The sequence below is a fragment of the Streptomyces sp. PH9007 genome, from assembly GCF_059813725.1.
Genome location: NZ_CM187440.1, coordinates 949,397 through 976,127 on the forward strand (window position 1 = coordinate 949,397; position 26,731 = coordinate 976,127).

Genomic DNA, 26,731 nt, shown 5'->3' on the forward strand with positions numbered 1-26,731 from the left:
TCGACAAGGGCGCGGGCCCCGACCGGAGAACGGTCGGGGCCCGCGCCCTTCAGCGTGGTGGCCTCGTGCTCACTCGATGCGCGGCTGCTGCCGGCCGACCGAGGGCTTGCTCAGCGCGCCCGGGTCGGTGGCGCCGCCGTCGGGGCCGTTGCCCGTGCCGTTGCCGGTGATCCGGTTGAGGTTGCCGCCCAGGCCCTTGAGGGCGTCGCCGATCTCGCTGGGCACGATCCAGAGCTTGTTGGAGTCGCCGGAGGCGATCTTCGGCAGCATCTGGACGTACTGGTACGAGAGCAGCTTCTGGTCTGCGTCGCCGGCGTGGATCGCCTCGAAGACGGTGCGGATGGCCTGGGCCTCACCTTCGGCGCGCAGGGCGGATGCCTTGGCGTCACCTTCGGCGCGCAGGATCTCGGACTGCTTGGCACCCTCGGCCTGGAGGATCTCGGACTGCCGGACACCCTCGGCCTGGAGGATCGCGGCGCGCTTGTCACGGTCGGCGCGCATCTGCTTCTCCATCGAGTCCTGGATGGAGGTCGGCGGCTCGATGGCCTTGAGCTCGACGCGGTTGACGCGGATGCCCCACTTGCCGGTGGCCTCGTCGAGGACGCCGCGCAGGGCCGCGTTGATCTCCTCGCGGGAGGTGAGGGTGCGCTCCAGGTCCATGCCACCGATGATGTTGCGCAGGGTGGTGACCGTCAGCTGCTCGATGGCCTGGATGTAGTTGGAGACCTCGTAGGTCGCGGCGCGGGCATCGGTCACCTGGTAGTAGATGACGGTGTCGATGTTGACCACCAGGTTGTCCTGGGTGATCACCGGCTGCGGCGGGAAGGGCACGACCTGTTCGCGGAGGTCGATGCGGTTGCGGATGCGGTCGATGAACGGGACCACGATGTTGAGGCCCGCGTTCAGGGTCCGGGTGTAACGGCCGAATCGTTCGACGATCGCGGCGCTGGCCTGCTGGATGACCTGGATTGTCTGGACGAGCGCGATGATGACCAGCACCACCAGGATGACCAGCACGATGATGATGGCGTCCACCGTGACTCCCCCTGCGGCTAGATGAGTTGAACGGTTGTCTGTATGGGGTCCATCACATCACGATGGCTGTGGCTCCGTCGATCTCCACCACGCTGACCTCGTCGCCCGGTTCGTGCGTGATGTCGCTGTCCAGGGCGCGGGCCGACCATTCCTCGCCGGCGAGCTTGATCCGGCCGTCGCGGGAGTCGACCCGTTCCAGCACGACCGCGGTGCGGCCCCGGAGTCCGTCCACACCCGAGCTGAGTTTGGGGGGCAGCACTCTGGCGCGGCGGGCGATGGGCCGTACGACCACGAGCAGGGCCGTGGAGACGACGGCGAACACGATGACCTGGAGGGCGATGTTGTCGGTGACCGCGCCGGAGGCCGCGGCGGCGGCCGCCCCGATGGCGAGCATGCCGAGTTCGGGCATCGCGGTCAGGACGAGCGCGATCGAAAATCCTCCGGCGGCGATCAGCCACCACACCCAGAAGTCCACACGGCCCATGGTAGGGGCGCCGACGCCGGGCGAACAGGCCGGAATTCGTCAGAGACCGGCCGGAATTCGGGGGGTTGGGCCGCTACCCAAGGGGAAGGCCGTGGGCGGTGAAGCGGTCGCCCTGGCGTTCCACGATGAGCGGCAGGCCGAAGCAGTGCGAGAGCGCTGCGGAGGTGAGGACGCTGTCCACGGGACCGGCGTCCAGGACCTTGCCCTGCCGGATGAGCAGCACGTGCGTGAAGCCGGGAGCGATCTCCTCGACATGGTGGGTCACCATGATCATGGCGGGCGCGTAGGGGTCACGGGCGAGCCGGCCCAGCCGGCGCACCAGGTCCTCGCGACCGCCGAGGTCAAGACCCGCGGCGGGCTCGTCCAGCAGCAGCAGTTCGGGGTCGGTCATCAGGGCGCGGGCGACCTGGGTGCGCTTGCGCTCACCCTCGGAGAGGGTGCCGAACCTGCGGTCGAGCATCTCGCTCATGCCCAGCCGGTCGAGGAAGGCGCGGGCGCGCCGCTCGTCGACGTCCTCGTAGCTCTCCTGCCAGCCGGCGGTCATGCCGTACGCGGCGGTGAGCACCGTCTGCAGGACGGTGGCCCGCTGGGAGAGCTTGCCGGCCAGGGCGCTGGAGGCCATGCCGATACGGGGGCGCAGCTCGAAGACGTCGACGCCGCCGAGCTTCTCGCCGAGGATCTGCACCCTTCCCGTGGTGGGGAAGAGATAGCTGGACGCGATGTTCAGCAGGGTCGTCTTGCCGGCGCCGTTGGGACCGAGGATCACCCATCGTTCGCCTTCGGCGACCGACCAGGAGACGTCGTTCACCAGAGCGCGGCCATCGCGGACCACGGATACGTCCACCAGCTCCAGTACATCGCTCATGCGCGCGGTCTCTCCCATTGCAGTCGCCGTCTGACCGTGCCTGCCGGCACTTCCCCGGAACAAAACTTACGCCACACCCGTCATGTCCCGGGCGTCAGGAGGGCCCTTGGGCCTTCTTCCCTATGCTGAGGCCATGCTCGATGAACCTCGTGCCGGGCGGTTCGCCGCCTGGGGCAACGCTCTGCTGGCCGGTTTGGTGTCCCCCGACGAGGCCGCCACGCGTGCGGTGGCGGACGACGCCTCGCACCGGGTGGTGGAGCTGCCCGGGGAGCCGGGGCCGGTGGGGCTGACCCTGGCGTTCGGCCGGCTGCGGGCGCTGGGCGTGGCGGGGCTGCGGATCGCGCTGCCCGCGTCCGGACATCCGCTGGGCTTGTGCGGGCCGCCGGAGTTCAACGAGCGGGCGCTGGAGGCCGGGGAGGCGGTCCTGGCCGCGGGTGCCCCCGGACGGGCGGCGGGGGCGGATACGGCGCTGGGGCTGATTCCGGAGGTGAGCACGGCCGGCCCGGCCGGGGACGTGCTGACCCAGGTGGTGTGGCGGTGTGTGCCGGTACGGCAGGCGCCGCCGGCCAATGTGCCCTCGCTCGGCGAGGCGGAGCGGGAGCTGAACGAGGTGCTGCGGGAGACGACCGCGGCGCTGATGACGCTGGACGTCGCGGGGGCGGGCGCGGCGACCCGGGCACGTCTGGACGCGTACCGGGCGCGGATGGAGCGCGGGCGGCAGTTGCTGGCGCCGGGGTATCCGCCGCGGGCGGCGCGGGTGCTGGAGCTGGCGCAGCGGGTGGCCGGGCTGGTGGAGCTGGCCGGGGGCGGCGATCACGGGGGCGCGGTGAGCGCCGCGGAGATCGCGGAGCGGGACCGGCTGCTGCGCCCGGTGGAGCGGGCGGCGCGGCGGGCGCGGGTGGCGGCGTACAACGCGTACGCGGAGGAGTTGGAGCGGCAGCGCGGCTGACGGGCGCGGGGCGGGACGGCGCGGGTCAGGCCGCACCGTGCCGGAACGGATCACGGCCCCGCGGGGGATGGGATCCGCGGGGCCGTGATGACCGTGGGGGGTGGCGTCAGACGATGGCGCCGACGTTGCCGAACGCCGGGTTCAGGATGCCGATCACGTTGACGGTGTTGCCGACGATGTTGATCGGCACGTCCACCGGGATCTGAACGATGTTGCCGGAGATGACACCCGGCGAGTGGACGGCCCCGGCCTTGGCGCTCGCGCCACCGTGGGCGGTGGCCATGCCGGCGGCGCTGCCGACGGCGACACCGGCGACAGCGAGCACGAAAGCGGCCTTCTTCGCAGTGTTCATGACGTGCGATCCTCCTGGGACGGTTCTTGGCGGTGACTCCGACGGAAGAGCCACGCGCTGCACAACGCTGGGCGTGTCCGGATGACACGGGGGCGCCGGGCGACAACCGCCGTTCGGCCCAATAGGCCGATCAGCTGCGCGCGCGACCGCCCGTCCTCAGGAGGCGACGGACCCGGTGGGTCAGTGGGCCAGGCCGAAGTTGCCGAAGGCCGGGTTCAGCAGGCCGATGACGTTGACGGTGTTGCCGACGACGTTGACGGGCACGTGGATGGGGGCCTCGACCACGTTGCCGGAGATGACGCCGGGCGAGTGCACGGCGTTGCCGTGGGCACCGGAGGCGGCGGTGGCCACACCGGCACCGGCGGCGGCCAGACCGCCGGCCACGGCGGAGACGACGGCGATCTTCTTCATGCTGTTCATGAAACGAACCTTTCGGACGCTGCCGCGGCCAGGTTGCCGCGGCATGTCCTGCAGAACGCGTCACTCCCGGTCGGGTTCCGCCATGTGGGGGACATCCACTCGACCGAATGAATCCCGCGCCGGATCGCACACCTGTCGGGTGCGCCGGCCGCCGCGCCGCGCGTCAGTCGGCCACTCCGTGCCGTACCGCCCACAGCGCCGCCTGGGTGCGGTCGGCCAGATCCAGCTTCATCAGGATGTTGGACACGTGGGTCTTCACGGTCTTCTCCGACAGCACCAGGTCACGGGCGATCTCCCGGTTGGAGCGGCCCCGGGCGATCAGCGCCAGCACCTCCCGCTCCCGCTCGGTGAGCTGCCCGCCGCGCCCGCTGCCGCCGTACGGGGTCTCCTGCGCCAGCAGCGCGCCGGCCACTTCGGGCTGCAGGAGCACATGCCCGGCGTGCACGGAACGGATCGCCCCCGCCAGCGCGGTGGGGTCGATGTCCTTGTGGACGTAGCCGGCCGCCCCGGCGCGCAGCGCGGGGACCACGGTGCGCTGCTCGGTGAAGCTGGTGATGATCAGCACCCGGGCCGGGTTGCCCAGCTCGCGCAGCTTGCGCAGCGCCTCCACGCCGTCCCCGCCGGGCATCTTGACGTCCATGAGCACCACATCGGGGCGCAGCTCCTCGGCCCGGGCGACCCCGGCGGGGCCGTCCGCGGCCTCACCGACCACCTCGATGTCGTCCTGGATCTCCAGGAAGGTGCGCAGCCCGCGCCGTACGACCTGGTGGTCGTCGACCAGCAGCACACGGATGACGTCAGACACCGGGTACCTCCATCTCGATCACGGTGCCCGCTCCGGGCGCCGAGCGCACTGTCAGGGCACCGCCGACCGCCTGGGCGCGGTCGCGCATGGAGACCAGGCCCAGGTGCCGCCCCGCGCTGCGCACCGCCTCCGGGTCGAAGCCGGTGCCGTCGTCGCTGACGCGCAGGACCGCCCGGCCGCCGGGGTGCTGGTCGAGGCTGACGGTGACCTTGGCCGCGGTGGCGTGCCGCAGCGCGTTGTGCAGCGCCTCCTGGGCGACCCGCAGCAGGGCCTCCTCCTGGGCGGCGGGCAGCGCCTTGGCCTCACCGGCGACCAGGGTGACCCGGGCGGGGTGGGCGCGGTCCAGGACCTGGATCTGGGCGCGCAGGGTGGCGACCAGGCCGTCCTCCTCCAGGGCGGCGGGGCGCAGCTCGATGACGGCGGCGCGCAGTTCGTCGGTGGCCTCGGCGGCGAGCCGGGTGACCTGGCGCAGTTCGCTGCGGGCGCGGGCGGGGTCGCGGTCCATGAGGGTGGTGGCGGCCTGGGCGGTGAGCCGCAGCGAGAAGAGCTTCTGGGCCACGGCGTCGTGCAGTTCGTGGGCGAGGCGGGCGCGTTCCTCGGCGATGGTGAGCTCGCGGCTGCGTTCGTACAGCCGGGCGTTGGTGAGGGCGATGGCGGCGTGCTGGGCGAGGATGCCCAGCAGTTCCTCGTCCTCGGCGGTGAAGGCGCAGCCGTCGCCGGGGGTGCGGCGGTGTTCGGGGGTGCCGCGCTTGGTGGCCAGGAAGATGGCGCCCAGGACCTCGTCGCCGTCGGCGATGGGCATGCCGAGGAAGTCGGACATCTCGGGGTGGGCGGCCGGCCAGCCCTCGAAGCGGGGGTCCTGGCGGACGTCGGCGAGGCGTACGGCGGTGGCCTCGTGCAGCATCGCGGCGAGGATGCCGTGCTGGCGGGGCAGCGGGCCGATGGCCTTCCACTGGCGGTCGCTGATGCCGTCGACGATGAACTGCGCGAAGCCGCCGGCGCCGTCGGGTACGCCGAGGGCGGCGTAGCGGGCGTCGAGCAGTTCGCGCGCGCTGGAGACGATGGTCTGCAGCACGTCGCGCACCTCCAGGGTGCGGTTCATGGCGAGCAGGGCGGCGCTGACGGCGGCCAGGCCGGTTCTTCTGACCATGAGGGGAACGCTACCGGGGCGGACGGCCCGGGCGGATCGGTCCGCGGCGGGGGGTGGGTGCGTCGGGGGTCCTAGGACCGGTGGACGACACGACGGTGGTGGCGCCCCGTACGGGGTGCCACCACCGTCGTGGGTGGAGCGTGTGCGGTGCCGCGGTGCCCGGTGTCAGTCGCGCATGACCTCGGGCTCGTGGCGGCGCAGGAACTTCATCACCAGGAAGCCACAGGCGACGCCGAGGGCGATCAGCATGGAGACGTCCAGGAGCCACCAGCCGGCCGCGTGGTTCCACAGCGGGTCGCCGCCGGCGTCGGGGTCGGCGATGGAGGCGGTGAGGGTGTTGAGGTCGGCGGTGGTGGCGGTGCCGGCCAGGGCCCAGCGGGAGGGCATCAGCCAGGCGAGCTGTTCCACGCCGAGCTTGCCGTGCACCTCGAAGAGGGCGCCGGTGAACACCAGCTGGACCACGGAGATCATCACCAGCAGCGGCATGGTCATCTCGGAGGTGCGGACCAGCGAGGAGATGACGAGGCCGATCATCATGGAGGTGCAGCCCAGGACCATGATCACCAGGGTCATCTCCAGCGCGGGAGAGCTGGTGAACAGCACGCCCTCGGCGGGCATCTCGCGGGGGCCGAAGCCGATGGCGCCCAGGATGGCGGCCTGGAAGATGGTGACGATGCCCAGCACGAAGACCTTGGACATCAGATACGCGGAGCGGGAGAGGCCGACCGCCCGTTCGCGTTCGTAGATCACCCGTTCCTTGATGAGTTCCCGTACGGCGTTGGCGGCGCCGGAGAAGCACATGCCGACCACCAGGACCAGCAGGATGATGCTGGCCTGGCTGTTGCGGCCGCCGTTCTCCGGTCTGCCGTAGCCCAGTCCGAAGTCGGCGGGGATGGCCAGGGAGACGGCGCCCAGGATGACCGGCAGGGCGACGGTGAGACCGAGGAAGCCCTTGTCGGCGAAGATCACCGCCGCGTATCTGCGCATCAGGGTCCACACCTGGGAGCCCCAGGTCTGGGCCTTCTGTTCGGCGGCGGCGGCCACCGGCTGGAAGTTGGCGGCCTGCGGCTGCACGGCGTCGAGGTCGGCCGCGTATATCTGGTAGTGCTGCGAGCCGCGCCAGCGGCCCATCCAGTCGTAGTCGCGGTAGTTCTCGAAGGCGGAGAAGACGTCCGCCCAGTTGTCGTAGCCGAAGAAGTTCAGCGCCTCGTCCGGCGGGCCGAAGTAGGCGACGCCGCCGCCGGGGGCCATGACCAGCACCCGGTCGCACAGGCCCAGCTCGGCCACCGAGTGGGTGACGACCAGGACGGTGCGGCCGTCGTCGGCCAGGCCGCGCAGCAGTTGCATGACGTCGCGGTCCATGCCCGGGTCCAGGCCGGAGGTCGGCTCGTCCAGGAAGATCAGCGACGGCTTGGTGAGCAGTTCCAGGGCGACGGAGACGCGCTTGCGCTGGCCGCCGGAGAGCGAGGAGATGCGCTTGGTGGCGTGGATGTCGAGCTTGAGTTCGCCGAGCACCTCCTCGACCCGGGCGTTGCGCTCGGCCTCGGCGACGTCGCCGGGGAAGCGGAGCTGGGCGGCCAGCCGCAGGGCCTGCCGGATGGGCAGTTCCTTGTGCAGGATGTCGTCCTGGGGGACGAGGCCGATGCGGTGCCGCAGCTCGGCGAAGTGCGTGTACAGGTTGCGGTGGTCGTACAGCACCTCGCCGTAGGTGGCGGGGCGGTAGCCGGTGAGGGCGCGCAGCAGGGTGGACTTGCCGGATCCCGAGGGGCCGATGACGCCGATCAGGGACTTCTCGGGGACGCCGAAGGAGACGTCGTTGAGGATGGTGGTGCGGCCGTTGTTGACCTGGACGGTCAGGTGGCGCGCCGAGAAGGAGACCTCACCGGTGTCGACGAATTCCTGGAGCTGGTTGCCCACCAGCCGGAAGGTGGAGTGGCCGATGCCGACGGTGTCGTTCTGGCCCAGGTAGCGGCGGCCGTTCTTGTCCATCCGCTGGCCGTTGACGTACGTGCCGTTGTGGCTGCCGAGGTCGTGCAGCTCGTAGCGGCCGTCCGAATGGGCCAGGAATTCGGCGTGGTGGCGGGAGACCTGGAGGTCGGAGACCACCAGTTCGTTCTCCAGCGCACGGCCGATGCGGGTGACCTGGCCGACCGCCAGGTGGTGGAACGTGGTGGCGCCGCGGTCGCCCCCGCCGGCCGGGTCCGCGCCCGGCTGGTGCCCGGGGGGCTGCTGGCCGGGCGGCTGGTGCGGCGGCATGGCGGGCGCGTGGCCCGCCATCACGGGCACCGGGTCCCCGAACGCCTGCTGCGGGGCCTGCTGCGGTGGCTGGTACTGCTGGTGCTGCTGCGGCTCCTGCTGTTGCTGCGGGACGGGCGCGGTTCCCGAGAAGGTGAGCCGCGGTCCGTCGGTGGCGTTGCCCAGATGGATGACCGATCCCGGGCCGAGCGGCAGCTCCTGGACGCGCTGCCCCTGGGCGTAGGTCCCGTTGGTGCTGCCGTGGTCCTCCAGGATCCAGTTCTGGCCGCCCCACCGCACCGTGGCATGCCGCCAGGAGACCCGGGCGTCCTGCAGGACGAGGTCGCCCTGCGGGTCCCGCCCCACTCCGTATGACCGGGTCGGGTCCAACGACCAGGTCTGACCGTTCAGTTCGAGTACGAGTTCTGGCACTCCATGCCCCACAAAGTTGTCCCCCGACCGACCCCCTCGACATGAGGGTCCGGGATGGTCGAACACCGTCCAGGCACTATTCCAGTCCCGGGCCGGAAACGGAAAGTCGGGCCCGGATAGTCACGGAGCTGGTGCGAAGCGTCGGCAACTCTGTGACCTTCCTCTCCGTTCCTCCGCATGGCGGCCCGTGGTCATCGTCCCGCAACCGGGAGCGACTACCGTGGTGGGCACCATGATCCCCGCACAGACGCCCACGCTGCTGGTGAAGATCTTCGGCAGGGACCGGCCGGGTCTGACCGCCGGTCTCTTCGAGACGCTCGCCGCCTTTCATGTGACGGTCATCGACATCGAGCAGGTCGTGACACGGGGCCGCATAGTGCTGTGCGCCCTGGTGAGCGCGCCGGCCGGCGGCTCGGGGACGGAGGGCGAACTGCGTGCCACCGTCCACGGCTGGGCCGAGGGCCTGGGCATGCAGGCCGAGATCATCTCGGGTCTCGGCGACAACCCGGCCCGGGGCGACGGCCGCTCCCACGTGACGGTGCTGGGCAATCCGCTCAGCGCGGAGGACACCGCCGCCATCGCGGCCCGGATCACCGGCTGCGGCGGCAACATCGACCGGATCTTCCGGCTGGCGAAGTATCCGCTGACGGCCGTCGAGTTCAATGTCTCCGGGGTGCCTACCGAGAAGCTGCGCACCGAGCTGGCGACCGAGGCGTCGGTGCGGTCCATAGACGTGGCGGTGGTCTCGGCCGGGCTGCACCGGCGCGCGCAGCGTCTGGTGGTGATGGACGTGGACTCCACGCTCATCCAGGACGAGGTCATCGAGCTGTTCGCGGCGCACGCGGGCTGTGAGGAGCAGGTCGCCGAGGTGACGGCGGCGGCGATGCGCGGGGAGCTGGACTTCGAGCAGTCCCTGCACGCCCGGGTGGCGCTGCTGGAGGGGCTCGACGCCTCGGTGGTGGACAAGGTGCGCTCGGAGGTACGGCTGACCCCCGGGGCGCGCACTCTGATCCGTACCCTCAAGCGGCTGGGCTACCAGGTGGGGGTCGTCTCTGGCGGCTTCACCCAGGTCACGGACGCGCTGGCGGAGCAGCTGGGTCTTGACTTCGCCGCGGCGAACACGCTGGAGATCGTGGACGGGAAGCTGACCGGGCGGGTGACCGGGGAGATCGTGGACCGGGCGGGCAAGGCGCGGCTGCTGCGGCGGTTCGCCGACTCGGCGGGGGTGCCGCTGGCCCAGACGGTGGCGATCGGGGACGGCGCGAACGACCTGGACATGCTGAACGCGGCCGGGCTCGGGGTGGCGTTCAACGCGAAGCCGCTGGTGCGGCGGGCGGCGCACACCGCGCTGAGCGAGCCGTTCCTGGACACGGTGCTGTATCTGCTGGGGATCACCCGGGAGGAAGTCGAGGCGGCGGACGCCGGGAGCTGAGGCTCCGGTGGGCTCCCGCCGCCGGGGGCGTCAGGAGTGCGGCGTCCAGAAGGCCGCGAGGCGGGCCACGCCGTGTTCCACGGATTTCCAGTCACCGGTGAAGGTCAGCACGGCGAGGGACGCGGTGGGGAATCCGGAGCGGTTCATCCGGGAGAGCACGTCTCCCTCCGACTCGCCGGCGAGGGCGTCGGCCAGTGCGTGCAGTCCGGGGTTGTGGCCGATGAGCAGCAGATCGCGCACCTCGTCAGCGGTCTCGTTGACGAGGGCGATCAGCTCGCCGAGCGAGGCCTCGTAGACCCGGTCCTCGTAGACGGTGCGGGGGCGCTGGGGCAGTTCGGGGACCGCGAGCTTCCAGGTCTCCCGGGTGCGGACCGCGGTGGAGCACAGGGCGAGGTCGGGGGTGACGCCGGTGCCGGCGAGCCAGCGGCCCGCGACCGGGGCGTCCTTGCGGCCGCGCTCCGCCAGCGGGCGATCATGATCGGAGACGTCGGGCCAGTCGGCCTTGGCGTGTCGGAAAAGAACGATCCTGCGGGGTGCGTCAACGCTCATGTGTCCCAGCTTTGCATGAAACGTGCCCTGGGTGACGGCGGTTGGAGAACCCGGTGGATGCGGGTGCCGGCCTCAGCCGAGCCAGCTGCTCCTGGCGTGCTCGACCAGCTGGGAGACGGGCTGGGGCCCGCTGCTCGCGTCGGCCTGGGTGCTGGCGGCGAGCAGGAACAGCAGGGCGCTGAACGCCGCGACGGGCAGGGCCAGGGCCCACCAGCGCAGCCGGATGTCGCTGCCGGCCGCCGCCCGGTGGCGGGGGTTGGTCATCAGGGCCGTGCGACCGCTCATGGGCGCGCCTCCATCCGTGGTCCGCGTGGTCATCGCCGCGATACGTCCACGGTAGGCGGGCGGGCTCATCGGGCCCATCGGGTAAGCCACCCACGCTCCCCTGACGATGGCCCCCTAGGGGATGGTGGGGCCTGCCCCACCTCCGGGGTGCGCGCCTGGGGGCCGCCGGGTCAGTTGCCGGCGGCGAAGGTCGCGATCACCCCGATCACGACGCTGACCGCGAGCATCACGCCGAGGATCCGCAGCAGGGTGCGCTGTCCGCCGGTGGGGTTCGGTTCAAGAGCTGGCATGGGCCCAGTCTGCCATTCACGCCCCGTCCTCGATGTGCCGGTCCCGGCCGGCCAGGACACCCGCGACGATCTGGAGGGCCATCAGCGCGGCCATGAAGAGCAGCGGGAGGTGCCAGCTGCCGGTGGTCTCGTTCAGTACGCCGACGATCAGCGGTCCGGGCAGCGAGATGAGGTAGCCGGTGCTCTGGGCGAAGGCGGACAGCCGTACCACTCCGTGGGCGCTGCGGGCGCGCAGCCCGAGCATGGCCAGGGCCACCGGGAAGGAGCAGTTGGCGATGCCGAGGAGGGCGGCCCAGGCCCAGGCGCCGCCGTGCGGGGCCAGCCACAGCCCGGCGTATCCGGCGAGGCCGCAGGAAGCCAGCACGGCGAGCAACGGGCCCTGCCGGCGCATCCGGGTGGCCAGGCGGGGGACGACGAAGGACAGCGGGACGCTCAGGCCCATGGCGACGGCGAACAGGACGCCCGCGGTGCCGGCGGGGACTCCGGCGTCGCGGAAGATCTGCGGCAGCCAGCCCATGATGATGTAGGCGGCGGTGGCCTGGAGGCCGAAGAAGCAGGCGAGGGCCCAGGCGGTGGGCGAGCGCAGCAGCCGCACGGGGGTGCCGTCGGGGCGGGTCATGGTCGTGGTGGCCCGGGCGGTGCCGTTGCCGGCCGCGGGGGCGGCGGGGGCGGCCGGGACGGAGCGGCCGCGGATGAGCACGGTCAGCCAGACGGCGGCGGCGAGCACGGCGGGGAGCGCCCAGACGCCGATGCCCAGCCGCCAGCTGTCGCCCAGGGCGGCGGCCACCGGCACGGTGATGGCCCCTGCTCCGGCGGCGCCCAGGGACAGGGCCATGGTGTAGAGGCCGGTCATGCTGCCGATGCGGTCCGGGAAGTACCGCTTGACGATGACCGGCATCAGGATGTTGCTGACCGCGATGCCGGCCAGGGCGAGGGCGCTGGAGGCGAGGAAGACGCCGGTTCCGCCGGCCAGCGAGCGCAGGCCGAGTCCGGCGGCGACGGCGGCCATGCCGGCGGCGACGACCGCGACGGGGCCGTACTTGCGGGACAGGGCCGGGGCGGTGATGCCGAAGACGGCGAAGCACAGGGCGGGTACGGAGGTGAGCAGCCCGGCGACGGTGCCGCTCATGCCGAGGTCGGCGCGTACCTCTTCGAGGAGCGGGGCGAGCGCGGATATCGCGGGGCGGAGGTTGAGGGCCGCCAGGGCGAGGCCGACGGCGAGGAGCCACGGCGCCACGGGGGTGACCACCGTGGCGAGTGCGGTACGGAGCGGGGGTCGGCCGGCTGCGGGTGCGGGGGCGTCCTCTGCGGAGATACGGTCATGCTTCGCCAACGACATGACCTCATCATAGAATCATCCGATGATTGGGTCATGAAGAGATTCCTGTAGCTGACAGGAGAGCCATGTCACTCACCTCCCCCCGCCGCTCGGCCCTCGCCGACCAGGTGATCGACCAGTTGCGGAACGAGATCACCTCGGGCGCCTGGCCGGTGGGATCGCGCATCCCCACCGAGCCCGAGCTGGTCGAACAGCTGGGGGTGGCCAGGAACACCGTCCGCGAGGCCATCCGCGCGCTGGCCCACAACGGGCTGCTCGACATCCGGCAGGGCTCGGGCACCTACGTGGTGGCCACCAGCGAACTGGCCGGGGTGATGCACCGCCGGTTCGCCGACGCCGACCCGCGCCATGTCGCCGAACTGCGCGGCGCGCTGGAGACCGCCGCCGCCCGGATGGCCGCCGAGCGCCGGACCCCGGCCGATCTGCGCCGCCTCGACGCCCTGCTCACCACCCGCGAGGCCGCCTGGCGCACCGGGGAGGTCGAACGGTTCGTGGAGGCGGACGCCACCTTCCACCTGGGGATCGTCAAGGCCTCCCACAACGAGGTGCTCACCGGCCTGTACGCCGACCTGGGCACCGTCCTGCGCACCTTCCTGCGCCACGACGTGGGCGACCAGCTCGACCCCGAGTCCTACATGGACCACGCCCGGCTGCTGACCGCCGTCCGCGAGCGGGACGCCGAACGGGCCGAGCGCGAGGCCGCCGCCCACACCCGGACCTGCCGCGCCTTCACCGCGGCGGTCACCGGGGCCTCCTGAGACACCACGCGGCGGCGGCCGGCACGGAAGGGTCTCCCCTCCGTACCGGCCGCCGCCGTGTTCAGCCGTGCCGTGCTCAGGCACCCATCATGTGCACGCCACCGTCGACGTGCACAATCTCGCCGGTGGTCTTCGGGAACCAGTCCGACAGCAGGGCCACCACACCGCGGGCCGCGGGCTCGGGGTCCTCGAGGTCCCAGCCGATCGGCGAGCGGGTGTTCCACACGTCCGCCAGCTCCTCGAAGCCGGGGATCGACTTGGCCGCCATCGACTTGATGGGGCCGGCCGAGACCAGGTTGACGCGGATGTTCTTCTCGCCCAGGTCGCGGGCGAGGTAGCGCGAGGTGGCCTCCAGCGCCGCCTTGGACACGCCCATCCAGTCGTACTTGGGCCACGCCACCTGGGCGTCGAAGTCCATGCCGACCACCGAGCCGCCGCGCTGCTCCAGCAGCGGAAGCAGCGCCATCGTCAGCGACTTGAGGGAGTAGGCGGAGACCTCGACGGCCGTGGCCACCGACTCCCACTCGGTGTTGAGGAAGTTGCCGCCGAGCGCGTCCTGCGGCGCGAAGCCGATGGAGTGCACCACACCGTCGAGCGAGTCGACGTGCTCGCGCACCGCGTCGGCCAGCGACGCCAGCTGGTCCTTGTTCTGCACGTCCAGCTCGATCACCGGCGCCGGCTTGGGCAGCCGCTTGGCGATCCGCTCCACCAGGGAGAGCCGGCCGAAGCCGGTCAGGACGACCTCGGCGCCCTCCTGCTGGGCCAGCTTGGCGGTGTGGAAGGCGATCGACGACTCGGTGAGCACCCCGGTGACCAGGATGCGCTTACCGACAAGAAGTCCACTCATGGTTCAGTGCCCCATGCCCAATCCGCCGTCAACGGGGATGACGGCTCCGGTGATGTACGCGGCCTCGTCGGAGGCCAGGAAGCGGACCGCGCTCGCGATCTCGTCGGGCTGGGCGTAACGGCCCAGCGGCACCTGCTCCACGATGCCCGCGCGCTGCTCGTCACTGAGCACCCGCGTCATGTCGGTGTCCACGAACCCGGGGGCCACCACGTTGCAGGTGATGTTCCGGGAGCCCAGCTCGCGGGCGAGGGAGCGGGCGAAACCGACCAGACCCGCCTTGGAGGCCGCGTAGTTGGCCTGCCCCGCCGAGCCCATCAGGCCCACCACCGAGGAGATCAGCACGATCCGGCCGGTGCGCGCCCGCAGCATGCCCTTGGAAGCGCGCTTGACCATCCGGAAGGTCCCGGTGAGGTTGGTCTCCACGACCGAGGCGAAGTCCTCCTCGGACATCCGCAGCAGCAACTGGTCGCGGGTGATGCCGGCGTTGGCCACCAGCACCTCGACCTTGCCGTGCTTCTCCTCGATCTCTTTGTATGCCTGCTCCACCTGCTCCGGGTCGGTGATGTCACACCTGACCGGCAGCACGCCCCGCTCCACCAGTTCCTGGGGCGGTTCTCCGGAACGGAAGGTAATGGCGACCTTGTCACCCGCGTCCACGAGGGAACGGGCGATGGCCAGGCCGATTCCGCGGTTCCCTCCGGTGACGAGTACCGAGCGACTCAAGGGATCACCCCTTCTCTGCGACATGTGCTCGCCACCAAACTAGCCCGCCCGGTGGAGCGGACAGGGATCGGGGGCTGACAGGCGCAGTGCCGGGGGCCTGTGGGGTTCCTACATCCGCGGCGCCATTTCGGCAGGGTGCAGCAGACATTCGCACCACACGGTCTTGCCGTGCGGCGCACGGGCCACACCCCAGGCGGCGGCGAAGGCGTCCACCAGCAGCAGACCGCGGCCGTTCTCCTGCTCGCCGCCGGAGGGGCGCAGCACCGGGTAGCGGTCGGCACGGGAATCGGTCACCTCGATCCGCAGCGGTACGGCGGCGGCACCGTCGCGCGGGCCCTCCGCGCCACCGGGCGCGAGGGCGGCCATCGATACGGCGAGGGTGAAGCCTCGCCCCGGGGCGGACCCGTGCCGTACGGCGTTCGCGGCGAGTTCACCGACCAGCAGGGCGACGGTGCGGGCGGCGGGGCAGCCGGCCGGCACGCCCCACTGGGCGAGCCGGTCCGCGACGAGCTGCCGGGCCTGGCGTACGGCGTGCGGGGTCGCGCTGAACGACATGCTGAGCGACGTCATGGCCTCGGTGGGGATCAGCTCCTGCTCCATGGACCGAGCGTGGCGAAAAGAAGCCCTGGCTAGCCAGTCCCGCTTCGGACACGGATCGTTACTCTCGGCAGTCGCGGAGGGTTCCGCCGCAGGTGGCGGGGGACGTGGGGAAACGATGTCCCGGACCGCGAAAAGCGCGCGGAATATGACGCCCGCAGGGGACAACCCCTGGTGGGACGGCAGTTGGGGGCCGGGAAGGACGGTCGCCGCTGGTGCGGCGGATCGATTACGGTTCGCGCATGCCCGAGCAGCCGCCGATATCCCCGCCGCCGAGCCCTCCCCCGGGCCCGCCGCCCGGGCCGCCGGAACCCGCCCCGGGTCGACCGTTCCCCTCCCGCCGGTACCGGGGCATGTGAGGTAACGGACGCCCGCCCGGGGGGCATTCTCCCGGTTTCTGCCTGGGCAGCGGCGCGCCGAACGGGCATGATCGGTGGTTCCCGGGGGCTGTGCCATGCCCCGGACCACCCAAGATGGCCATGGACAGGAGAGACTGTGCCCCCATCCATCGATGAGAGCTTCCTCGCGCTTCCGCTGCGACAGCTCGCCGATGCCGCCCTCGCGCGGGCGAAGGCGCTGGGCGCCGAGCACGCGGACTTCCGCTTCGAGCGGGTGCGCAGCGCCAACTGGATGCTGCGCAACGCCCGTCCGGCCGGCTCCTCGGACGTCACCGACACCGGATACGCGGTCCGGGTGGTGCACGGCGGCAGCTGGGGTTTCGCCGCCGGTGTCGATCTGACGATGGACGCCGCCGCGAGGGTCGCCGGGCAGGCGGTGGCGATGGCGAAGCTGTCGGCGAAGATCAGCGCGGCGTCCGGGTCCACCGCCCGGGTGGAGCTGGCCCCTGAGCCCTCCTACGGCGAGCAGACCTGGGTCTCCTCCTACGAGATCAACCCCTTCGACATCCCGGACGCGGAGAAGACCGCGCTGTTCGCCGACTGGAGCGAGCGGCTGCTGGCGGCGCCGGGGATCAGTTACGTGGACACCCGGCTGTGGGCGGTCCAGGAGAACAAGTTCTACGCCGACACCGCCGGTACCGTCACCACGCAGCAGCGGGTGCGGATCAACCCCGAGCTGACCGCGACCGCCGTGGACTCCGCGAGCGGCCGGTTCGACACCATGAACACCCTGGCGCCGCCCGCCGGGCGCGGCTGGGAGTACCTGACCGGCACCGGGTACGACTGGGACGCGGACCTGGAGCAGATCCCGTCGCTGCTGGCCGAGAAGCTGGCCGCGCCGTCGGTGGAGGCCGGCGCGTACGACCTGGTGGTGGACCCGTCGAATCTGTGGCTCACCATCCACGAGTCGATCGGGCACGCGACCGAGCTGGACCGGGCCCTCGGATACGAGGCGGCCTACGCGGGCACCTCGTTCGCCACCTTCGACCAGCTGGGGAAGCTGAAGTACGGCTCGCCGCTGATGAATGTGACGGGTGACCGCACCGTCGAGCACGGCCTGGCGACCACCGGCTTCGACGACGAGGGGGTGCGCACCCAGTCCTGGGACGTGGTCAGGGACGGCACCCTGGTCGGGTACCAGATGGACCGGCGCACGGCGCGGTTGCAGGGCTTCGACCGCTCCAACGGCTGCGCGTTCGCGGACTCCTCCTCCCATGTGCCGATCCAGCGGATGGCGAACGTCTCGCTCCAGCCGGACCCGGAGGGGCCGGACACGGCGGGGCTGATCGCCGGGGTGGAGCGCGGCATCTACGCGGTGGGCCGCAACTCGTGGTCCATCGACATGCAGCGCTACAACTTCCAGTTCACGGCGCAGCGGTTCTTCAGGATCGAGAACGGCCGGCTGGCCGGCCAGCTGCGGGACGTCGCCTACCAGGCCACGACCACCGACTTCTGGGGCTCGATGGAGGCGGTCGGCGGGCCGCAGACCTATGTGCTGGGCGGCACCTTCATGTGCGGCAAGGCCCAGCCGGGTCAGGCGGCGGCGGTCTCGCACGGCTGCCCGTCCGCGCTGTTCCGGGGCGTCAACATTCTCAACACCACCGCGGAGGCGGGCCGATGAGCGGGAAGAGCAGCAGGCCGCACGAGATCGTGGAGCGGGCACTGGGACTGTCGCGCGCCGACGGTCTGGTGGTGCTCGCGGAGGAGAACTCCAGCGCCAATCTGCGCTGGGCGGGCAACGCGCTGACCACCAACGGGGTCACCCGGGGCCGGACGCTGACCGTCATCGCCACGGTCGACGGGGCGCAGGGCACCGCGGCCGGGGTGGTCTCGCAGGGCGCGGTGACCGACGCCGATCTGGAACCGCTGGTGCGGGCCGCCGAGGAGGCCGCGCGGCAGGCGCCGGCGGCCGAGGATGCCCGGCCGCTGCTGAGCGGGGACGGCGCGCCGGCGGGCGCGGGCGGCGGCTTCACGGAGGAGCCGCGGGTCACCTCGCCGGAGATCTTCGCGGAGTTCGCGCCGGCGCTCGGTGAGAGCTTCGCGCGCTCGCGGGCGGCGGACCGGGAGCTGTTCGGTTTCGCCAGCCATGACATCACCTCCACCTACCTGGGCACCTCGGGCGGGCTGCGGCTGCGGCACGACCAGCGGGCCGGGCACGTGGAGATCAACGCGAAGTCCCCGGACCGTACCCGCTCCTCCTATGTGACGGTGCCCACCGCCGACTTCTCGGACGTGGACGTGGCCGCCCTGGAGGCGGACCTGGCGCGGCGGCTGGGCTGGGCCGAGCGGCGGGTGGACCTGCCCGCCGGGCGGTACGAGACGCTGCTGCCCCCGTCCTCGGTGGCCGATCTGCTGATCTACCTGTACTGGACGGCGGACGCGCGCAAGTCCCACGACGGCCGTACGGTGTTCAGCCGCGCGGGCGGCGGCACCCGGGTGGGCGAAAAGCTGTCCGGGCTGCCGGTGGACCTGTACAGCGATCCGGCGGCGGCCGGGGTGGAGGCGGCGCCGTTCCTGATCGCGCACGCTTCGGGCGGTGGTCTGACCCCCGAGGTGTCGGTGTTCGACAACGGGCTGCCGCTGGGGCGTACCGACTGGGTACGGGACGGGGTGCTGCGGCAGTTGCCGACCACCCGGGACTCGGCGGAGGTGACCGGGCTGCCGGTGGCGCCGCTGACCGACAACCTGCTGCTGGAGGCCGGGGGCACCCGTTCCCTCGACGAGCTGGTGGCGGACACCGAGCGGGGCCTGCTGATCACCTCACTGTGGTACATCCGGGAGGTCGATCCGGCCACCCTGCTGCTGACCGGGCTGACCCGTGACGGGGTGTACCTGGTGGAGAACGGGGAGGTGGCGGGGGTGGTGAACAACTTCCGCTTCAACGAGTCCCCGGTGGACATCCTGGCCCGGGCCACCGAGGCCGGGCGCACCGAGGTGACCCGGTCGCGGGAGTGGGGCGACTACTTCCCGCGGACCGCGATGCCCGCGCTGCGGGTGCCGGGCTTCAACATGAGCTCGGTGAGCCCCGGAGTCTGAACACAAGGGCTGCCCCGTCATCCCCGCCGGGCGCACGGCGCCAGCCCTTAGACTCTGCCTGTTCTTCTGTTTTCCTTTCCGACCGTCGACCTTCAGGACTGAACGTGACACGCCTCGGCGACTCCGTGCAGCGCGCATCCGCGCTGCTCGCGCAGGACCTCTCCTCCGACACCACCGTGCGGCAGCTGCTGGAGGAGACGGGATCGCGGCGTTATCTGGACCTGACCGATCTGCCGGCGAGGGAACAGGCGGAGCTGATCGGGGCCCGCGCGGTCGAGGTGCTGCCGTCGGTGGACAAGCTGGCGGCGGACATCGAGGCGGCGCGGGCCGAGGGGCGCGGGCTGCACGTGAAGCTCGGCATCGACCCGACGGCGGCCGATGTGCATCTGGGGCATGCCGTGCCGGTGATCGTGCTCAGCCGCTTCCAGCGGATGGGCCACCGGGTGACGCTGATCATCGGCGACATCACGGCGAAGATCGGCGACCCGTCGGGGCGTTCCGCGGAGCGCCCGCCGCTGTCGGACGAGGACATCGCGGCGAACCTGGCCGGCTACCGGGGCCAGGTGAAGCCGTTCTTCGACTTCGAGCGGGTGGACTTCCGGCACAACAGCGAGTGGCTGACCGGGATCACGCTGCCGAAGCTGATCGGGGTGCTGGCACAGGTGCCGGCGTCCTCGCTGCTCCAGCGCGAGGACTTCCGTACCCGCCTGGAGGGCGGCCACGGGCTGACCATGTCGGAGCTGATCTACCCGGTGGCGATGGCGATCGACTCGGCCGAGATCGACGCGGACATCGAGCTGGGCGGGGTGGACCAGCTGCTGAACATGCAGATGGGCCGCCGCGTGATGGAGATCTACGGGCTGAAGCCGCAGCTGGTGGTGACGATGCCGCTGGTGGAGGGCACCGACGGCACCGGGGCCAAGATGTCGAAGTCCAAGGGCAACTACGTGGGGCTCTCGGCGCCGGCCGACGACGTGTTCGGCAAGATCATGTCGGTGCCCGACCGGCTGATGGAGCCCTACCTGCGCGCGTGGACCGAGTGGACCGATCCGGAGATCACCGGGGCGCTGGCCCGGGTGGCGGACGGTTCGCTGCACCCGATGGACCTGAAGAAGGTGCTGGCCGGGGAGATGGTGGCCGCGCTGTACGGGGTGGAGTCGGCGATGACGGCGCGGGCCGGATTCACCGCGCAGTTCTCGAAGAAGAGCTTCACCGAGGTGGCCGCGCTGCCCGAGGTCGAGCTGGCCGAGCACGGCGCGGAGCGCCTCGACACGGTGCTGACGAAGGTGCTGGAGTTCACCGCGTCCTCGTCGGCGGCGCGTCGGCTGGCCAAGCAGAACGCGCTGCGGCTGGTGCTGGAGTACGCCGACGGCGAGCAGCGCGCCGAGGTGCTGGGCGAGGCGGCGGTGACCCGGTCGCTGGCGGAGGTGGCCGAGGAGGCGACCGCCGCGCAGGACACCGGGGAGCGGCCGGCCGGGGTGTACCTGAAGGCCGGGCGTAAGCTCGCACTGCTGGTGCGCCGCTGATCCAGGGCGGCGGCCGGCTCCGAGTGAGGAGTGTGCGGCATGGCGCGGTGGCGGCGGAGCGGGGCCCCGGATGCGTCCGTTTACCGGATCACCGGGGCCCGGCGCGGGCTTGCGGAGGATGTGCGCGGGCGGCAGCGACGTTATGTCATTTCCATGTTGATCCGTACGGCTGCGGTCCTTCTCACATTCGTGCTGTGGGACCTCAGCAGGCCGCTTGCGGTCGCAACTCTGGTGGTGGGAACGGTCATGCCGTACATCGCCGTGGTGATCGCGAATGCGGGCCGGGAAAACTCTCCGGCGATGCCGTCCACCTTCATCACCAGTGCTTCCCGATCGGCGTTGCCACCGGCGACGGATTCCGTGCCGGAGACCAACAGACAGCGTGAACAAGCACGTTGATGTATTCAGTTGCGAAGCTCAGGAAAAGCTCAACGGAAATTGGGCTGTTCGGCTGCACACCGGCGTGCATTGCATGTCATACTTCAAGAGCGCTCCGTATCCCCCGTCGGAGCGACGGACCGACGCCGGGCGGCTCCCCCCGTGGCTGCCCGGCGTCGCCATGTCCGGGGTAAGGGTGTTGGATGGATTCCGTGTCCGATGAACCCACCAGCGATGATCCGCTGATCTGTTCCGCCAAGGGCTGCCGTGCGCCCGCCGCCTGGGTCGTGGCCTGGAACAACCCGAAACTCCACACCCCCGAGCGCCGCAAGACCTGGCTGGCGTGCGAGGAGCACCGCGAACATCTCGCGCAGTTCCTGAGCGTGCGCGGGTTCTTGAAGGACGTGGTGCCGCTCGCGCAGTGGCAGGCGGCCGAGCGCTCCGGGGAGAGCTGACCGGCGGGCGCGGGCGCCTCAGCCGCCGATGGCGGACATGGGGCGCTGCGGCTGGAGGAAGGACGGGTCATCGAGCCCGGACCCTGCCTTCTTGCCCCACATCGCGGTGCGCCAGCGCGCGGCCAGCTCCGCGTCGTCGGCGCCGTCGCGCAGCGCACCGCGCAGATCGGACTCCTCGCGGGCGAACAGGCAGGTACGGACCTGCCCGTCGGCCGTCAGCCGCGTGCGGTCACAGGTGCGGCAGAACGGCCGGGTGACGGAGGCGATCACCCCGACCCGGTGCGGGCCGCCGTCCACCACCCAGCGTTCGGCGGGCGCGGCGCCGCGTGCCGCCTCGCTCTCGGGGACGAGGGTGAAGCGGGCGGCGAGGTCGCGCAGGATGTCCTGCGCGGTGACCATGGTGTCGCGCTGCCAGCCGTGCTGCGGGTCCAGGGGCATCTGTTCGATGAAGCGCAGTTCGTAGTCGTGCGCGATGGCCCAGGCCAGCAGATCCGCGGCCTCGGTGTCGTTGACGCCGGGCATGAGCACGGTGTTGACCTTGACCGGGTCCAACCCGGCGGCGCGGGCGGCGGCGAGACCGCGCAGCACGTCGGCGTGCCGGTCGCGACGGGTGAGGGTGCGGAAGGTGTCCGCGTCGAGGGTGTCCAGGGACACATTGACCCGGTCCAGGCCCGCGGCGCGCAGCGCGCCCGCCACCCGTTCCAGGCCGATGCCGTTGGTGGTCACCGAGAGCCGGGGGCGGGGGGCCAGCGCGGCGCACCGCTCCACGATGGACACCAGACCCGGGCGCAGCAGCGGCTCGCCGCCGGTGAATCTGACCTCGGTGACGCCGAGTTCCCGCACGGCGACGGTCACCAGGCGGACGATCTCGTCGTCGGTCAGCAGTTCGGGCTTGGGCAGCCAGCGCAGGCCCTCTTCCGGCATGCAGTAGGTGCAGCGCAGATTGCAACGGTCGGTCAGGGAGACCCGCAGATCGGTGGCGACGCGGCCGTAGGTGTCCGACAACATGTTTGGCAGGGTACGTCACCTCTGTGACAGGGCCGTCAACTCCCGGCGGCGGTGGGGGCGCTGTCGGTGGCGGCCCGTATCCTCAGGGACCATGCTCGAAGACCACCAGGCAACCACAGTTGAGGTTCCCGCACAGCAGTCGGCGGGCGTGCCCTGGCCCACCGGATACCCCGGCGGGTACGCGGTGGTGGATGTGGAGACCACGGGGCTCGCACCGGATGACCGGATCGTATCGGCGGCGGTCTACCGACTGACCGCCAGGGGGGAGGTGGAGGATCACTGGTACACGCCGGTCAACCCGGAGCGTGACCCGGGTCCGACCTGGATTCACGGGCTGACCAGCGACATGCTGGCCGACGCGCCGCTGTTCGCCGAGATCGCCGGCGATTTCGCGCAGCGCCTCGAAGGGCGGGTGCTGGTCGCGCACAACGCCGTCTTCGACTGGAAGATGATCGCCCGCGAGTACGCGCGGGCCAAGCGGGTGGCGCCGGTGGAGCAGCGGCTGTGCACCATCCAGCTGTCCAAGGCGCTGGGGCTGCCGCTGGCCAACCACCGCCTGGAGACGCTCGCCGCCCACTTCGGTGTGGAGCAGCGGCGCGCGCACCACGCGCTGGACGACGCGCGGGTGCTGGCGGAGGCGTTCCGGCCCAGCCTGGAGCGGGCCGCGCGGCTGCGGCTGCCGCTGCCGCTGCTGGCGTGTCTGCCGGTCACCGACTGGCCGCAGGCCGCCTCGGGCGGCGCGGCGCGCGCGTCGGGCGGCAGCGGGGCGGGCTGGCAGCCCGGGTGGCGGGCGACGAAGCGGCGTCCGCCGTGCCCGTACCCCAACCCCGGCCGCTACGAGCCGGGCGGCCGGCTGACGCAGGGCATGCGGGTGGCGTTCTCCGGGGACACCTCGGTGGACCGCGAGCTGCTGGAGGACCAGGCGTTCGAGGCGGGTCTGCACATCGCCACCAGCGTGTCCCGGCTGACCAGTGTGCTGGTCACCAACGACCCGCAGGCACCGACCAGCAAGGTGGCGAAGGCCAGGGCGTACGGCACCCCGGTGCTGGACGAGGCGGCGTTCACGCATCTGCTGCGGGAGGTGGCCCCGGCGCCGGAGGTCTGACCACGTTCGGGTAACGTCGTCAGCCGTGTACCGCTTTCTGCTGACGCGGCAGTGGGTGACTCTCACGCTGGTCGCACTCGCGCTGATCCCGGCCTTCGTCTGGCTGGGCTTCTGGCAGCTGCACCGGCACGAGCAGCGGGTCGCCCGGAACGATCTGATCTCCCAGAGCCTGGCGGCACCCGTGGTGCCGATGACCGAGCTGACCTCGGTGGGCACCGGACCGGACCCGGGGGACCGCTTCCGGCCGGTGACCGCCACCGGCGTGTACGACGCCGGCCACGAAGTGCTGACCCGCTCCAGAACCGGGCCGAACGACGAGGTCGGCTATCTGGTGCTGACGCCGCTGCTCCAGGACGACGGCACGGCGGTGCTGGTCAACCGCGGCTGGGTGCCGGCCGGCGGTGATGTGACGGTGGCGCCCGAGGTGCCGGCCCCGCCGGCCGGCGAGGTCACGGTGACCGGGCGGCTGATGGTGGACGAGACCACCGCGAACACCGGCATCAAGGACCGGCCCGGCCTGCCGGAGCGCATGGTGATGCTGGTCAACAGCGAACAGCGCGCCGAGGCGCTGGGCACGCCGATGCTCGCCGGGTTCATCGACCTGACGGACAGCTCCCCCGCCGACGAGGCGGAGGGCGCGCCGCTGCCGCGCGACGCCCCCGACCACACCGGGATCGGCGCGCACTTCGCCTACGCCATCCAGTGGTGGATCTTCGCCGCCGGCGTCCCGGCGGGATGGATCATCCTGCTGCGCCGCGAGGTCAAGGACCGCGAGGCGGAAGCCGGGAGGCAGAACCGGACGCCCGCCCCCTCCCCCGCCCCGCGCAAGGAACCGGCGGCCGCCACCGGCGGTTGAGCCGCCCGTACGGGACGGGTCAGCTGACGCGCTCCGGCGGATGCTTCGCCGCACGCAGGCGGACCTCCGTGGGCAGGGACTCCAGACCGGCCGAGCGGCCGGCGTGGGTGAGCGCCTCGGCCTCCAGCCGGCGGACCACATCCGCCGGTTCGGCCTGCGGGGAGAGCAGCAGACCCACCCGGGCCCGGGGCTCGGTGCGACGGCCGGTGAGGGTGACCGTCGCGCGGTCGATGCCCGGCAGTGACTCCGCCTCGGCCGTCACGACCTCCTCCATCGCCTGCCCGCGCAGCAGCGCGCCCACCCCGTCCTCGCTGTCCACCAGGATCTCGCTCAGCCGCCGGCGGCGCAGCTGGGCGAGCAGCCACCACAGGGCCAGCAGCACCAGCAGGCCGAGCACGCCCAGCACCACCGGCCAGAACCAGCCCGTCCCGTGCCAGCGGGTCCGGCCGTCCGCGCCCAGCAGGACGTTGCCTGGGCCGCGCCAGGTGTAGCCGGACGGCAGGGTGATGCCCCAGCGGGCGGGCAGATCGAGGGCCGCGAACAGCACGGCGAGGCCGCCGGTCAGCAGGCCGAGACCGGTCAGGGCGAGCAGGATCCGGTTGGTGATCCGCAGCATCGTGGTCTCATCCCTTCGGCCGGCGGACCTGGACGGTCAGCGCCGGTTGTCTGGCCAGGCCGAGCCCGGCGATGCCGTCCTCCAGGACCTCATCGAGATCGGCCCGCACCTCGTGCAGATCCCGGAAGTGCGCCTGCGCCCAGACCCGGACCCGGCGCCGGCCGACGCGGACGCGTACCGTCCGCACTCCCGGCACCTGAAGCCCCCGGTCACGCAGCACCACGGCCGCCGCGCGGCGCTCTATCCCGGCGCGCAGCACCGCGCTGTCCCGGCGCATGGGCAGCAGTCCGCGCAGCCCCGGAGTCAGGGCCAGCACGATCAGCACCAGCCCGAGCACCACGGCGGACACCGCCGCCGCGATCACCCACGGGTCCTCCAGGGGGCGGGTGGCGAGCTCGTCGGCTAGCCGGCGGCGCCAGGCGCCGACCGGGCGGTCGGCGCGCACCGAGGCGACGTCGTACAGCAGCAGGGCGGCGGCCAGCAGCAGGACGAGGGCCACGAACGCGGCCGGGCAGCGGCGCACCGACCAGAAGCGGCCGGCGGGCTCCTGGCCTGCGACGCCTTCCGGTTCGTAGCGCGCCGCCGAGGAGGACACGGCCATGCCACCGGCGGGGGTGACGTCCGGCTCCGGCTCCCGCTCCGCCTCCGGCTCCTTGGCCAGGGAGAGCGGCCGCTCCTCGCTCACCGCACTCTCCCCGCGCTCGCGCCGCGCGACTCGGCCGAGTGCAGCCGTTCCACGTCGACGGCCACCTCCGGTGCGTCGATGTCGGCCAGCTCCTTCATCCGCAGGACGATCTGCCGGCGCACCGCCCCGCACTGGGCACCGATGTCGGAGGGATAGGCCAGTTCCACGGCGACCCGGATCCTGGCCGGGCCCCGGGTGGGCCGCAGCACCGCCGTGGCGGAGGGACGCGCGCCGGGCGCGGGGCGGCCGAGTGCCTCGCGCGCGGCCTGGGCCGCGAGCTTGGCCACCACGCGCTCGGTGATCCGGGTCGCGCCGCGCTCAGCGGCAGGCACCACCGATGTCATCGGATCTCACCTCCGCCGGTCCCGCTCGCCGCGGTCCCTGACCCGGAAGAAGTCCCCGGGCTCCAGGTCACCGTCGGCGAACCGGCCGGCCACGAACCCGATCGCTCCCAGCGCCGCGACCAGCAAGAAGGCCCCGAACCCGCCGAAATACCCGGCGAATCCCAGTGCCATGCCGGCCACCATGCCGACCACCGCCATGCTCATCCGTCCGCTCCTTCGCCGCGCGACGCCCCGGTAACCCCTGGCGCTGTCCTAGCTCCTGTCCGACACATCCTGACCGGTGCTGTGTGCCGGACACTTCCTAGTGCAACGCCGGGCGGGAGTCCTCGTCATCTTCCTCGCTGTCGGGCAACTTCACATCCACCACGGCGATATTGACCTCGACCACTTCCAGTCCGGTCATGCGCTCCACCGCGGTGATCACATTCTCCCGGACGGTGCGCGCCACATCGCCGATGGAGACCCCGTACTCGACGACGATCTCCAGATCGAGCGCCGTCTGCACCTCCCCGACCTCGGCCTTGACGCCCCGGGTGGCGGACTTGCCGCTGCCCGGCACCCGGTCCCGTACGGCGCCGAACGTGCGGGCGAGGCCGCTGCCCATCGCGTGCACGCCCACCACGTCCCGGGCCGCCATCCCCGCGATCTTGGCCACCACGCCGTCGGCGATGGTGGTGCGCCCCCGGGTGGCGGGATCGCCGGTGCCACGGCGCCCCGCAAGGGACTTGCCGGGCAGCTCGGTCGTCGTCCCGACCTCGGTTTCGGTATCGGACACGG

Annotated in this window: 31 protein-coding genes; 10 read left to right on the forward strand and 21 right to left on the reverse strand. The window is 71.9% G+C overall.

Annotation, left to right across the window (positions count from 1 at the left end):
* Positions 1 to 69 precede the first annotated feature (69 nt).
* The 3 genes from ACTFAP_RS04100 to ACTFAP_RS04110 form a co-directional block, all read right to left on the reverse strand.
* Positions 70 to 1,035, reverse strand: coding sequence for an SPFH domain-containing protein (locus ACTFAP_RS04100; RefSeq protein ID WP_390122397.1), 966 nt, complete (start codon positions 1,033 to 1,035; stop codon positions 70 to 72).
* A gap of 52 nt (positions 1,036 to 1,087) precedes the next feature.
* On the reverse strand, positions 1,088 to 1,519 hold the full coding sequence (locus tag ACTFAP_RS04105; protein WP_390122399.1) for an NfeD family protein: 432 nt from the start codon (positions 1,517 to 1,519) through the stop codon (positions 1,088 to 1,090).
* A gap of 73 nt (positions 1,520 to 1,592) precedes the next feature.
* On the reverse strand, positions 1,593 to 2,384 hold the full coding sequence (locus ACTFAP_RS04110; protein ID WP_390122401.1) for an ABC transporter ATP-binding protein: 792 nt from the start codon (positions 2,382 to 2,384) through the stop codon (positions 1,593 to 1,595).
* Positions 2,385 to 2,517: 133 nt separating this feature from the next.
* On the opposite strand from ACTFAP_RS04110, the gene ACTFAP_RS04115 reads away from it, so the two are divergent.
* A complete protein-coding gene (locus tag ACTFAP_RS04115) occupies positions 2,518 to 3,333 on the forward strand; it encodes an Rv1486c family protein (protein ID WP_500468260.1) in 816 nt (271 codons plus the stop codon).
* Positions 3,334 to 3,439: 106 nt separating this feature from the next.
* Here ACTFAP_RS04115 and ACTFAP_RS04120 read toward each other — a convergent pair whose 3' ends face one another.
* From ACTFAP_RS04120 to ACTFAP_RS04140, 5 genes are all read right to left on the reverse strand, one after another.
* Entirely contained in the window at positions 3,440 to 3,685 is a 246-nt protein-coding gene (locus ACTFAP_RS04120; protein ID WP_030733784.1) for a chaplin, read from the reverse strand.
* 180 nt (positions 3,686 to 3,865) lie between these two features.
* The gene (locus tag ACTFAP_RS04125; RefSeq protein WP_030733786.1) at positions 3,866 to 4,105 is read right to left on the reverse strand and encodes a chaplin; all 240 of its coding nucleotides are present in this window, start codon (positions 4,103 to 4,105) and stop codon (positions 3,866 to 3,868) included.
* Between the two features lie 163 nt (positions 4,106 to 4,268).
* The gene (locus tag ACTFAP_RS04130; protein ID WP_390122407.1) at positions 4,269 to 4,910 is read right to left on the reverse strand and encodes a response regulator; all 642 of its coding nucleotides are present in this window, start codon (positions 4,908 to 4,910) and stop codon (positions 4,269 to 4,271) included.
* Positions 4,903 to 6,060, reverse strand: coding sequence for a GAF domain-containing sensor histidine kinase (locus ACTFAP_RS04135; protein ID WP_390122409.1), 1,158 nt, complete (start codon positions 6,058 to 6,060; stop codon positions 4,903 to 4,905). Before ACTFAP_RS04135 ends, ACTFAP_RS04130 begins: the two co-directional genes overlap by 8 nt.
* Before the next feature lie 165 nt (positions 6,061 to 6,225).
* Complete coding sequence (locus tag ACTFAP_RS04140; RefSeq protein ID WP_495683505.1) at positions 6,226 to 8,727, reverse strand: FHA domain-containing protein; 2,502 nt, start codon at positions 8,725 to 8,727, stop codon at positions 6,226 to 6,228.
* A 232-nt stretch (positions 8,728 to 8,959) separates the two neighbouring features.
* Between ACTFAP_RS04140 and serB the strand changes: the two genes are divergently transcribed.
* Positions 8,960 to 10,159 (forward strand): phosphoserine phosphatase SerB, encoded by a 1,200-nt coding sequence (gene serB / locus ACTFAP_RS04145; RefSeq protein WP_390122413.1) that lies wholly within the window; start codon positions 8,960 to 8,962, stop codon positions 10,157 to 10,159.
* A gap of 30 nt (positions 10,160 to 10,189) precedes the next feature.
* Here the strand turns inward: serB and ACTFAP_RS04150 are convergent, their stop codons facing one another.
* From ACTFAP_RS04150 to ACTFAP_RS04165, 4 genes are all read right to left on the reverse strand, one after another.
* A complete protein-coding gene (locus ACTFAP_RS04150) occupies positions 10,190 to 10,708 on the reverse strand; it encodes a SixA phosphatase family protein (protein ID WP_390122415.1) in 519 nt (172 codons plus the stop codon).
* Between the two features lie 72 nt (positions 10,709 to 10,780).
* Entirely contained in the window at positions 10,781 to 10,993 is a 213-nt protein-coding gene (locus ACTFAP_RS04155) for a hypothetical protein (RefSeq protein WP_390122417.1), read from the reverse strand.
* Between the two features lie 170 nt (positions 10,994 to 11,163).
* A complete protein-coding gene (locus ACTFAP_RS04160) occupies positions 11,164 to 11,283 on the reverse strand; it encodes an SGM_5486 family transporter-associated protein (protein WP_262832665.1) in 120 nt (39 codons plus the stop codon).
* Between the two features lie 16 nt (positions 11,284 to 11,299).
* Positions 11,300 to 12,622, reverse strand: a complete 1,323-nt coding sequence (locus tag ACTFAP_RS04165) for an MFS transporter (RefSeq protein WP_495683506.1) — start codon at positions 12,620 to 12,622, stop codon at positions 11,300 to 11,302.
* Positions 12,623 to 12,687: 65 nt separating this feature from the next.
* Here ACTFAP_RS04165 and ACTFAP_RS04170 point away from each other — a divergent pair, with 65 nt between their 5' ends.
* Positions 12,688 to 13,380, forward strand: a complete 693-nt coding sequence (locus tag ACTFAP_RS04170) for a FadR/GntR family transcriptional regulator (RefSeq protein ID WP_500468261.1) — start codon at positions 12,688 to 12,690, stop codon at positions 13,378 to 13,380.
* A 76-nt stretch (positions 13,381 to 13,456) separates the two neighbouring features.
* Here ACTFAP_RS04170 and fabI read toward each other — a convergent pair whose 3' ends face one another.
* The 3 genes from fabI to ACTFAP_RS04185 form a co-directional block, all read right to left on the reverse strand.
* Complete coding sequence (gene fabI, locus ACTFAP_RS04175; protein WP_030733804.1) at positions 13,457 to 14,227, reverse strand: enoyl-ACP reductase FabI; 771 nt, start codon at positions 14,225 to 14,227, stop codon at positions 13,457 to 13,459.
* Positions 14,228 to 14,230: 3 nt separating this feature from the next.
* On the reverse strand, positions 14,231 to 14,950 hold the full coding sequence (gene fabG / locus ACTFAP_RS04180) for a 3-oxoacyl-[acyl-carrier-protein] reductase (protein WP_400012513.1): 720 nt from the start codon (positions 14,948 to 14,950) through the stop codon (positions 14,231 to 14,233).
* A gap of 108 nt (positions 14,951 to 15,058) precedes the next feature.
* The gene (locus tag ACTFAP_RS04185) at positions 15,059 to 15,550 is read right to left on the reverse strand and encodes an ATP-binding protein (RefSeq protein WP_500468262.1); all 492 of its coding nucleotides are present in this window, start codon (positions 15,548 to 15,550) and stop codon (positions 15,059 to 15,061) included.
* A 492-nt stretch (positions 15,551 to 16,042) separates the two neighbouring features.
* Between ACTFAP_RS04185 and ACTFAP_RS04190 the strand changes: the two genes are divergently transcribed.
* The 5 genes from ACTFAP_RS04190 (at position 16,043) to ACTFAP_RS04210 (ending at position 21,340) form a co-directional block, all read left to right on the forward strand.
* On the forward strand, positions 16,043 to 17,566 hold the full coding sequence (locus ACTFAP_RS04190) for a TldD/PmbA family protein (RefSeq protein WP_400012508.1): 1,524 nt from the start codon (positions 16,043 to 16,045) through the stop codon (positions 17,564 to 17,566).
* Positions 17,563 to 18,981 carry a metallopeptidase TldD-related protein gene (locus tag ACTFAP_RS04195; protein ID WP_495683509.1) on the forward strand — a complete coding sequence of 473 codons (1,419 nt, stop codon included), beginning with the start codon at positions 17,563 to 17,565 and terminating at the stop codon, positions 18,979 to 18,981. Before ACTFAP_RS04190 ends, ACTFAP_RS04195 begins: the two co-directional genes overlap by 4 nt.
* A 104-nt stretch (positions 18,982 to 19,085) precedes the next feature.
* Positions 19,086 to 20,507, forward strand: coding sequence for a tyrosine--tRNA ligase (gene tyrS / locus ACTFAP_RS04200; RefSeq protein WP_500468263.1), 1,422 nt, complete (start codon positions 19,086 to 19,088; stop codon positions 20,505 to 20,507).
* Positions 20,508 to 20,546: 39 nt separating this feature from the next.
* Positions 20,547 to 20,906: a DUF3099 domain-containing protein gene (locus tag ACTFAP_RS04205; protein ID WP_390122436.1), complete on the forward strand. Its 360-nt coding sequence runs from the start codon at positions 20,547 to 20,549 to the stop codon at positions 20,904 to 20,906.
* A gap of 182 nt (positions 20,907 to 21,088) precedes the next feature.
* Positions 21,089 to 21,340: a hypothetical protein gene (locus ACTFAP_RS04210; RefSeq protein WP_453855367.1), complete on the forward strand. Its 252-nt coding sequence runs from the start codon at positions 21,089 to 21,091 to the stop codon at positions 21,338 to 21,340.
* Between the two features lie 18 nt (positions 21,341 to 21,358).
* On the opposite strand, the gene moaA is transcribed toward ACTFAP_RS04210, so the two are convergent.
* Positions 21,359 to 22,348: a GTP 3',8-cyclase MoaA gene (gene moaA / locus ACTFAP_RS04215; protein WP_390122441.1), complete on the reverse strand. Its 990-nt coding sequence runs from the start codon at positions 22,346 to 22,348 to the stop codon at positions 21,359 to 21,361.
* Positions 22,349 to 22,439: 91 nt separating this feature from the next.
* Between moaA and ACTFAP_RS04220 the strand changes: the two genes are divergently transcribed.
* Entirely contained in the window at positions 22,440 to 23,453 is a 1,014-nt protein-coding gene (locus ACTFAP_RS04220; protein WP_390122443.1) for a DEDDh family exonuclease, read from the forward strand.
* Between the two features lie 25 nt (positions 23,454 to 23,478).
* Complete coding sequence (locus tag ACTFAP_RS04225) at positions 23,479 to 24,309, forward strand: SURF1 family cytochrome oxidase biogenesis protein (RefSeq protein ID WP_495683511.1); 831 nt, start codon at positions 23,479 to 23,481, stop codon at positions 24,307 to 24,309.
* 19 nt (positions 24,310 to 24,328) lie between these two features.
* Here the strand turns inward: ACTFAP_RS04225 and amaP are convergent, their stop codons facing one another.
* From amaP to ACTFAP_RS04250, 5 genes are all read right to left on the reverse strand, one after another.
* Entirely contained in the window at positions 24,329 to 24,925 is a 597-nt protein-coding gene (gene amaP / locus ACTFAP_RS04230; protein ID WP_500468264.1) for an alkaline shock response membrane anchor protein AmaP, read from the reverse strand.
* Between the two features lie 7 nt (positions 24,926 to 24,932).
* Complete coding sequence (locus ACTFAP_RS04235; protein WP_495683513.1) at positions 24,933 to 25,610, reverse strand: DUF6286 domain-containing protein; 678 nt, start codon at positions 25,608 to 25,610, stop codon at positions 24,933 to 24,935.
* A complete protein-coding gene (locus ACTFAP_RS04240; protein ID WP_495683514.1) occupies positions 25,607 to 25,954 on the reverse strand; it encodes an Asp23/Gls24 family envelope stress response protein in 348 nt (115 codons plus the stop codon). The genes ACTFAP_RS04235 and ACTFAP_RS04240 overlap by 4 nt, the downstream gene beginning before the upstream one ends.
* A gap of 6 nt (positions 25,955 to 25,960) precedes the next feature.
* Positions 25,961 to 26,158, reverse strand: a complete 198-nt coding sequence (locus tag ACTFAP_RS04245; RefSeq protein WP_046722961.1) for a hypothetical protein — start codon at positions 26,156 to 26,158, stop codon at positions 25,961 to 25,963.
* A 97-nt stretch (positions 26,159 to 26,255) separates the two neighbouring features.
* Positions 26,256 to 26,690, reverse strand: coding sequence for an Asp23/Gls24 family envelope stress response protein (locus tag ACTFAP_RS04250; RefSeq protein ID WP_046725418.1), 435 nt, complete (start codon positions 26,688 to 26,690; stop codon positions 26,256 to 26,258).
* Between the last annotated feature and the right edge of the window lie 41 nt (positions 26,691 to 26,731).

Coding starts and splice junctions, on each gene's coding strand:
- ACTFAP_RS04210 (WP_453855367.1), top strand. CDS start 21,089: ATGGATTCCGTGTCCGATGAACCCACCAGCGATGATCCGCTGATCTGT.
- ACTFAP_RS04135 (WP_390122409.1), bottom strand. CDS start 6,060: ATGGTCAGAAGAACCGGCCTGGCCGCCGTCAGCGCCGCCCTGCTCGCC.
- ACTFAP_RS04195 (WP_495683509.1), top strand. CDS start 17,563: ATGAGCGGGAAGAGCAGCAGGCCGCACGAGATCGTGGAGCGGGCACTG.
- moaA (WP_390122441.1), bottom strand. CDS start 22,348: ATGTTGTCGGACACCTACGGCCGCGTCGCCACCGATCTGCGGGTCTCC.
- ACTFAP_RS04150 (WP_390122415.1), bottom strand. CDS start 10,708: ATGAGCGTTGACGCACCCCGCAGGATCGTTCTTTTCCGACACGCCAAG.
- ACTFAP_RS04170 (WP_500468261.1), top strand. CDS start 12,688: ATGTCACTCACCTCCCCCCGCCGCTCGGCCCTCGCCGACCAGGTGATC.
- ACTFAP_RS04160 (WP_262832665.1), bottom strand. CDS start 11,283: ATGCCAGCTCTTGAACCGAACCCCACCGGCGGACAGCGCACCCTGCTG.
- ACTFAP_RS04120 (WP_030733784.1), bottom strand. CDS start 3,685: ATGAACACTGCGAAGAAGGCCGCTTTCGTGCTCGCTGTCGCCGGTGTC.
- ACTFAP_RS04105 (WP_390122399.1), bottom strand. CDS start 1,519: ATGGGCCGTGTGGACTTCTGGGTGTGGTGGCTGATCGCCGCCGGAGGA.
- ACTFAP_RS04165 (WP_495683506.1), bottom strand. CDS start 12,622: ATGTCGTTGGCGAAGCATGACCGTATCTCCGCAGAGGACGCCCCCGCA.
- fabI (WP_030733804.1), bottom strand. CDS start 14,227: ATGAGTGGACTTCTTGTCGGTAAGCGCATCCTGGTCACCGGGGTGCTC.
- ACTFAP_RS04205 (WP_390122436.1), top strand. CDS start 20,547: ATGGCGCGGTGGCGGCGGAGCGGGGCCCCGGATGCGTCCGTTTACCGG.
- ACTFAP_RS04240 (WP_495683514.1), bottom strand. CDS start 25,954: ATGACATCGGTGGTGCCTGCCGCTGAGCGCGGCGCGACCCGGATCACC.
- serB (WP_390122413.1), top strand. CDS start 8,960: ATGATCCCCGCACAGACGCCCACGCTGCTGGTGAAGATCTTCGGCAGG.
- ACTFAP_RS04220 (WP_390122443.1), top strand. CDS start 22,440: ATGCTCGAAGACCACCAGGCAACCACAGTTGAGGTTCCCGCACAGCAG.
- ACTFAP_RS04125 (WP_030733786.1), bottom strand. CDS start 4,105: ATGAACAGCATGAAGAAGATCGCCGTCGTCTCCGCCGTGGCCGGCGGT.
- ACTFAP_RS04115 (WP_500468260.1), top strand. CDS start 2,518: ATGCTCGATGAACCTCGTGCCGGGCGGTTCGCCGCCTGGGGCAACGCT.
- ACTFAP_RS04155 (WP_390122417.1), bottom strand. CDS start 10,993: ATGAGCGGTCGCACGGCCCTGATGACCAACCCCCGCCACCGGGCGGCG.
- ACTFAP_RS04245 (WP_046722961.1), bottom strand. CDS start 26,158: ATGAGCATGGCGGTGGTCGGCATGGTGGCCGGCATGGCACTGGGATTC.
- amaP (WP_500468264.1), bottom strand. CDS start 24,925: ATGCTGCGGATCACCAACCGGATCCTGCTCGCCCTGACCGGTCTCGGC.
- ACTFAP_RS04110 (WP_390122401.1), bottom strand. CDS start 2,384: ATGAGCGATGTACTGGAGCTGGTGGACGTATCCGTGGTCCGCGATGGC.
- ACTFAP_RS04185 (WP_500468262.1), bottom strand. CDS start 15,550: ATGGAGCAGGAGCTGATCCCCACCGAGGCCATGACGTCGCTCAGCATG.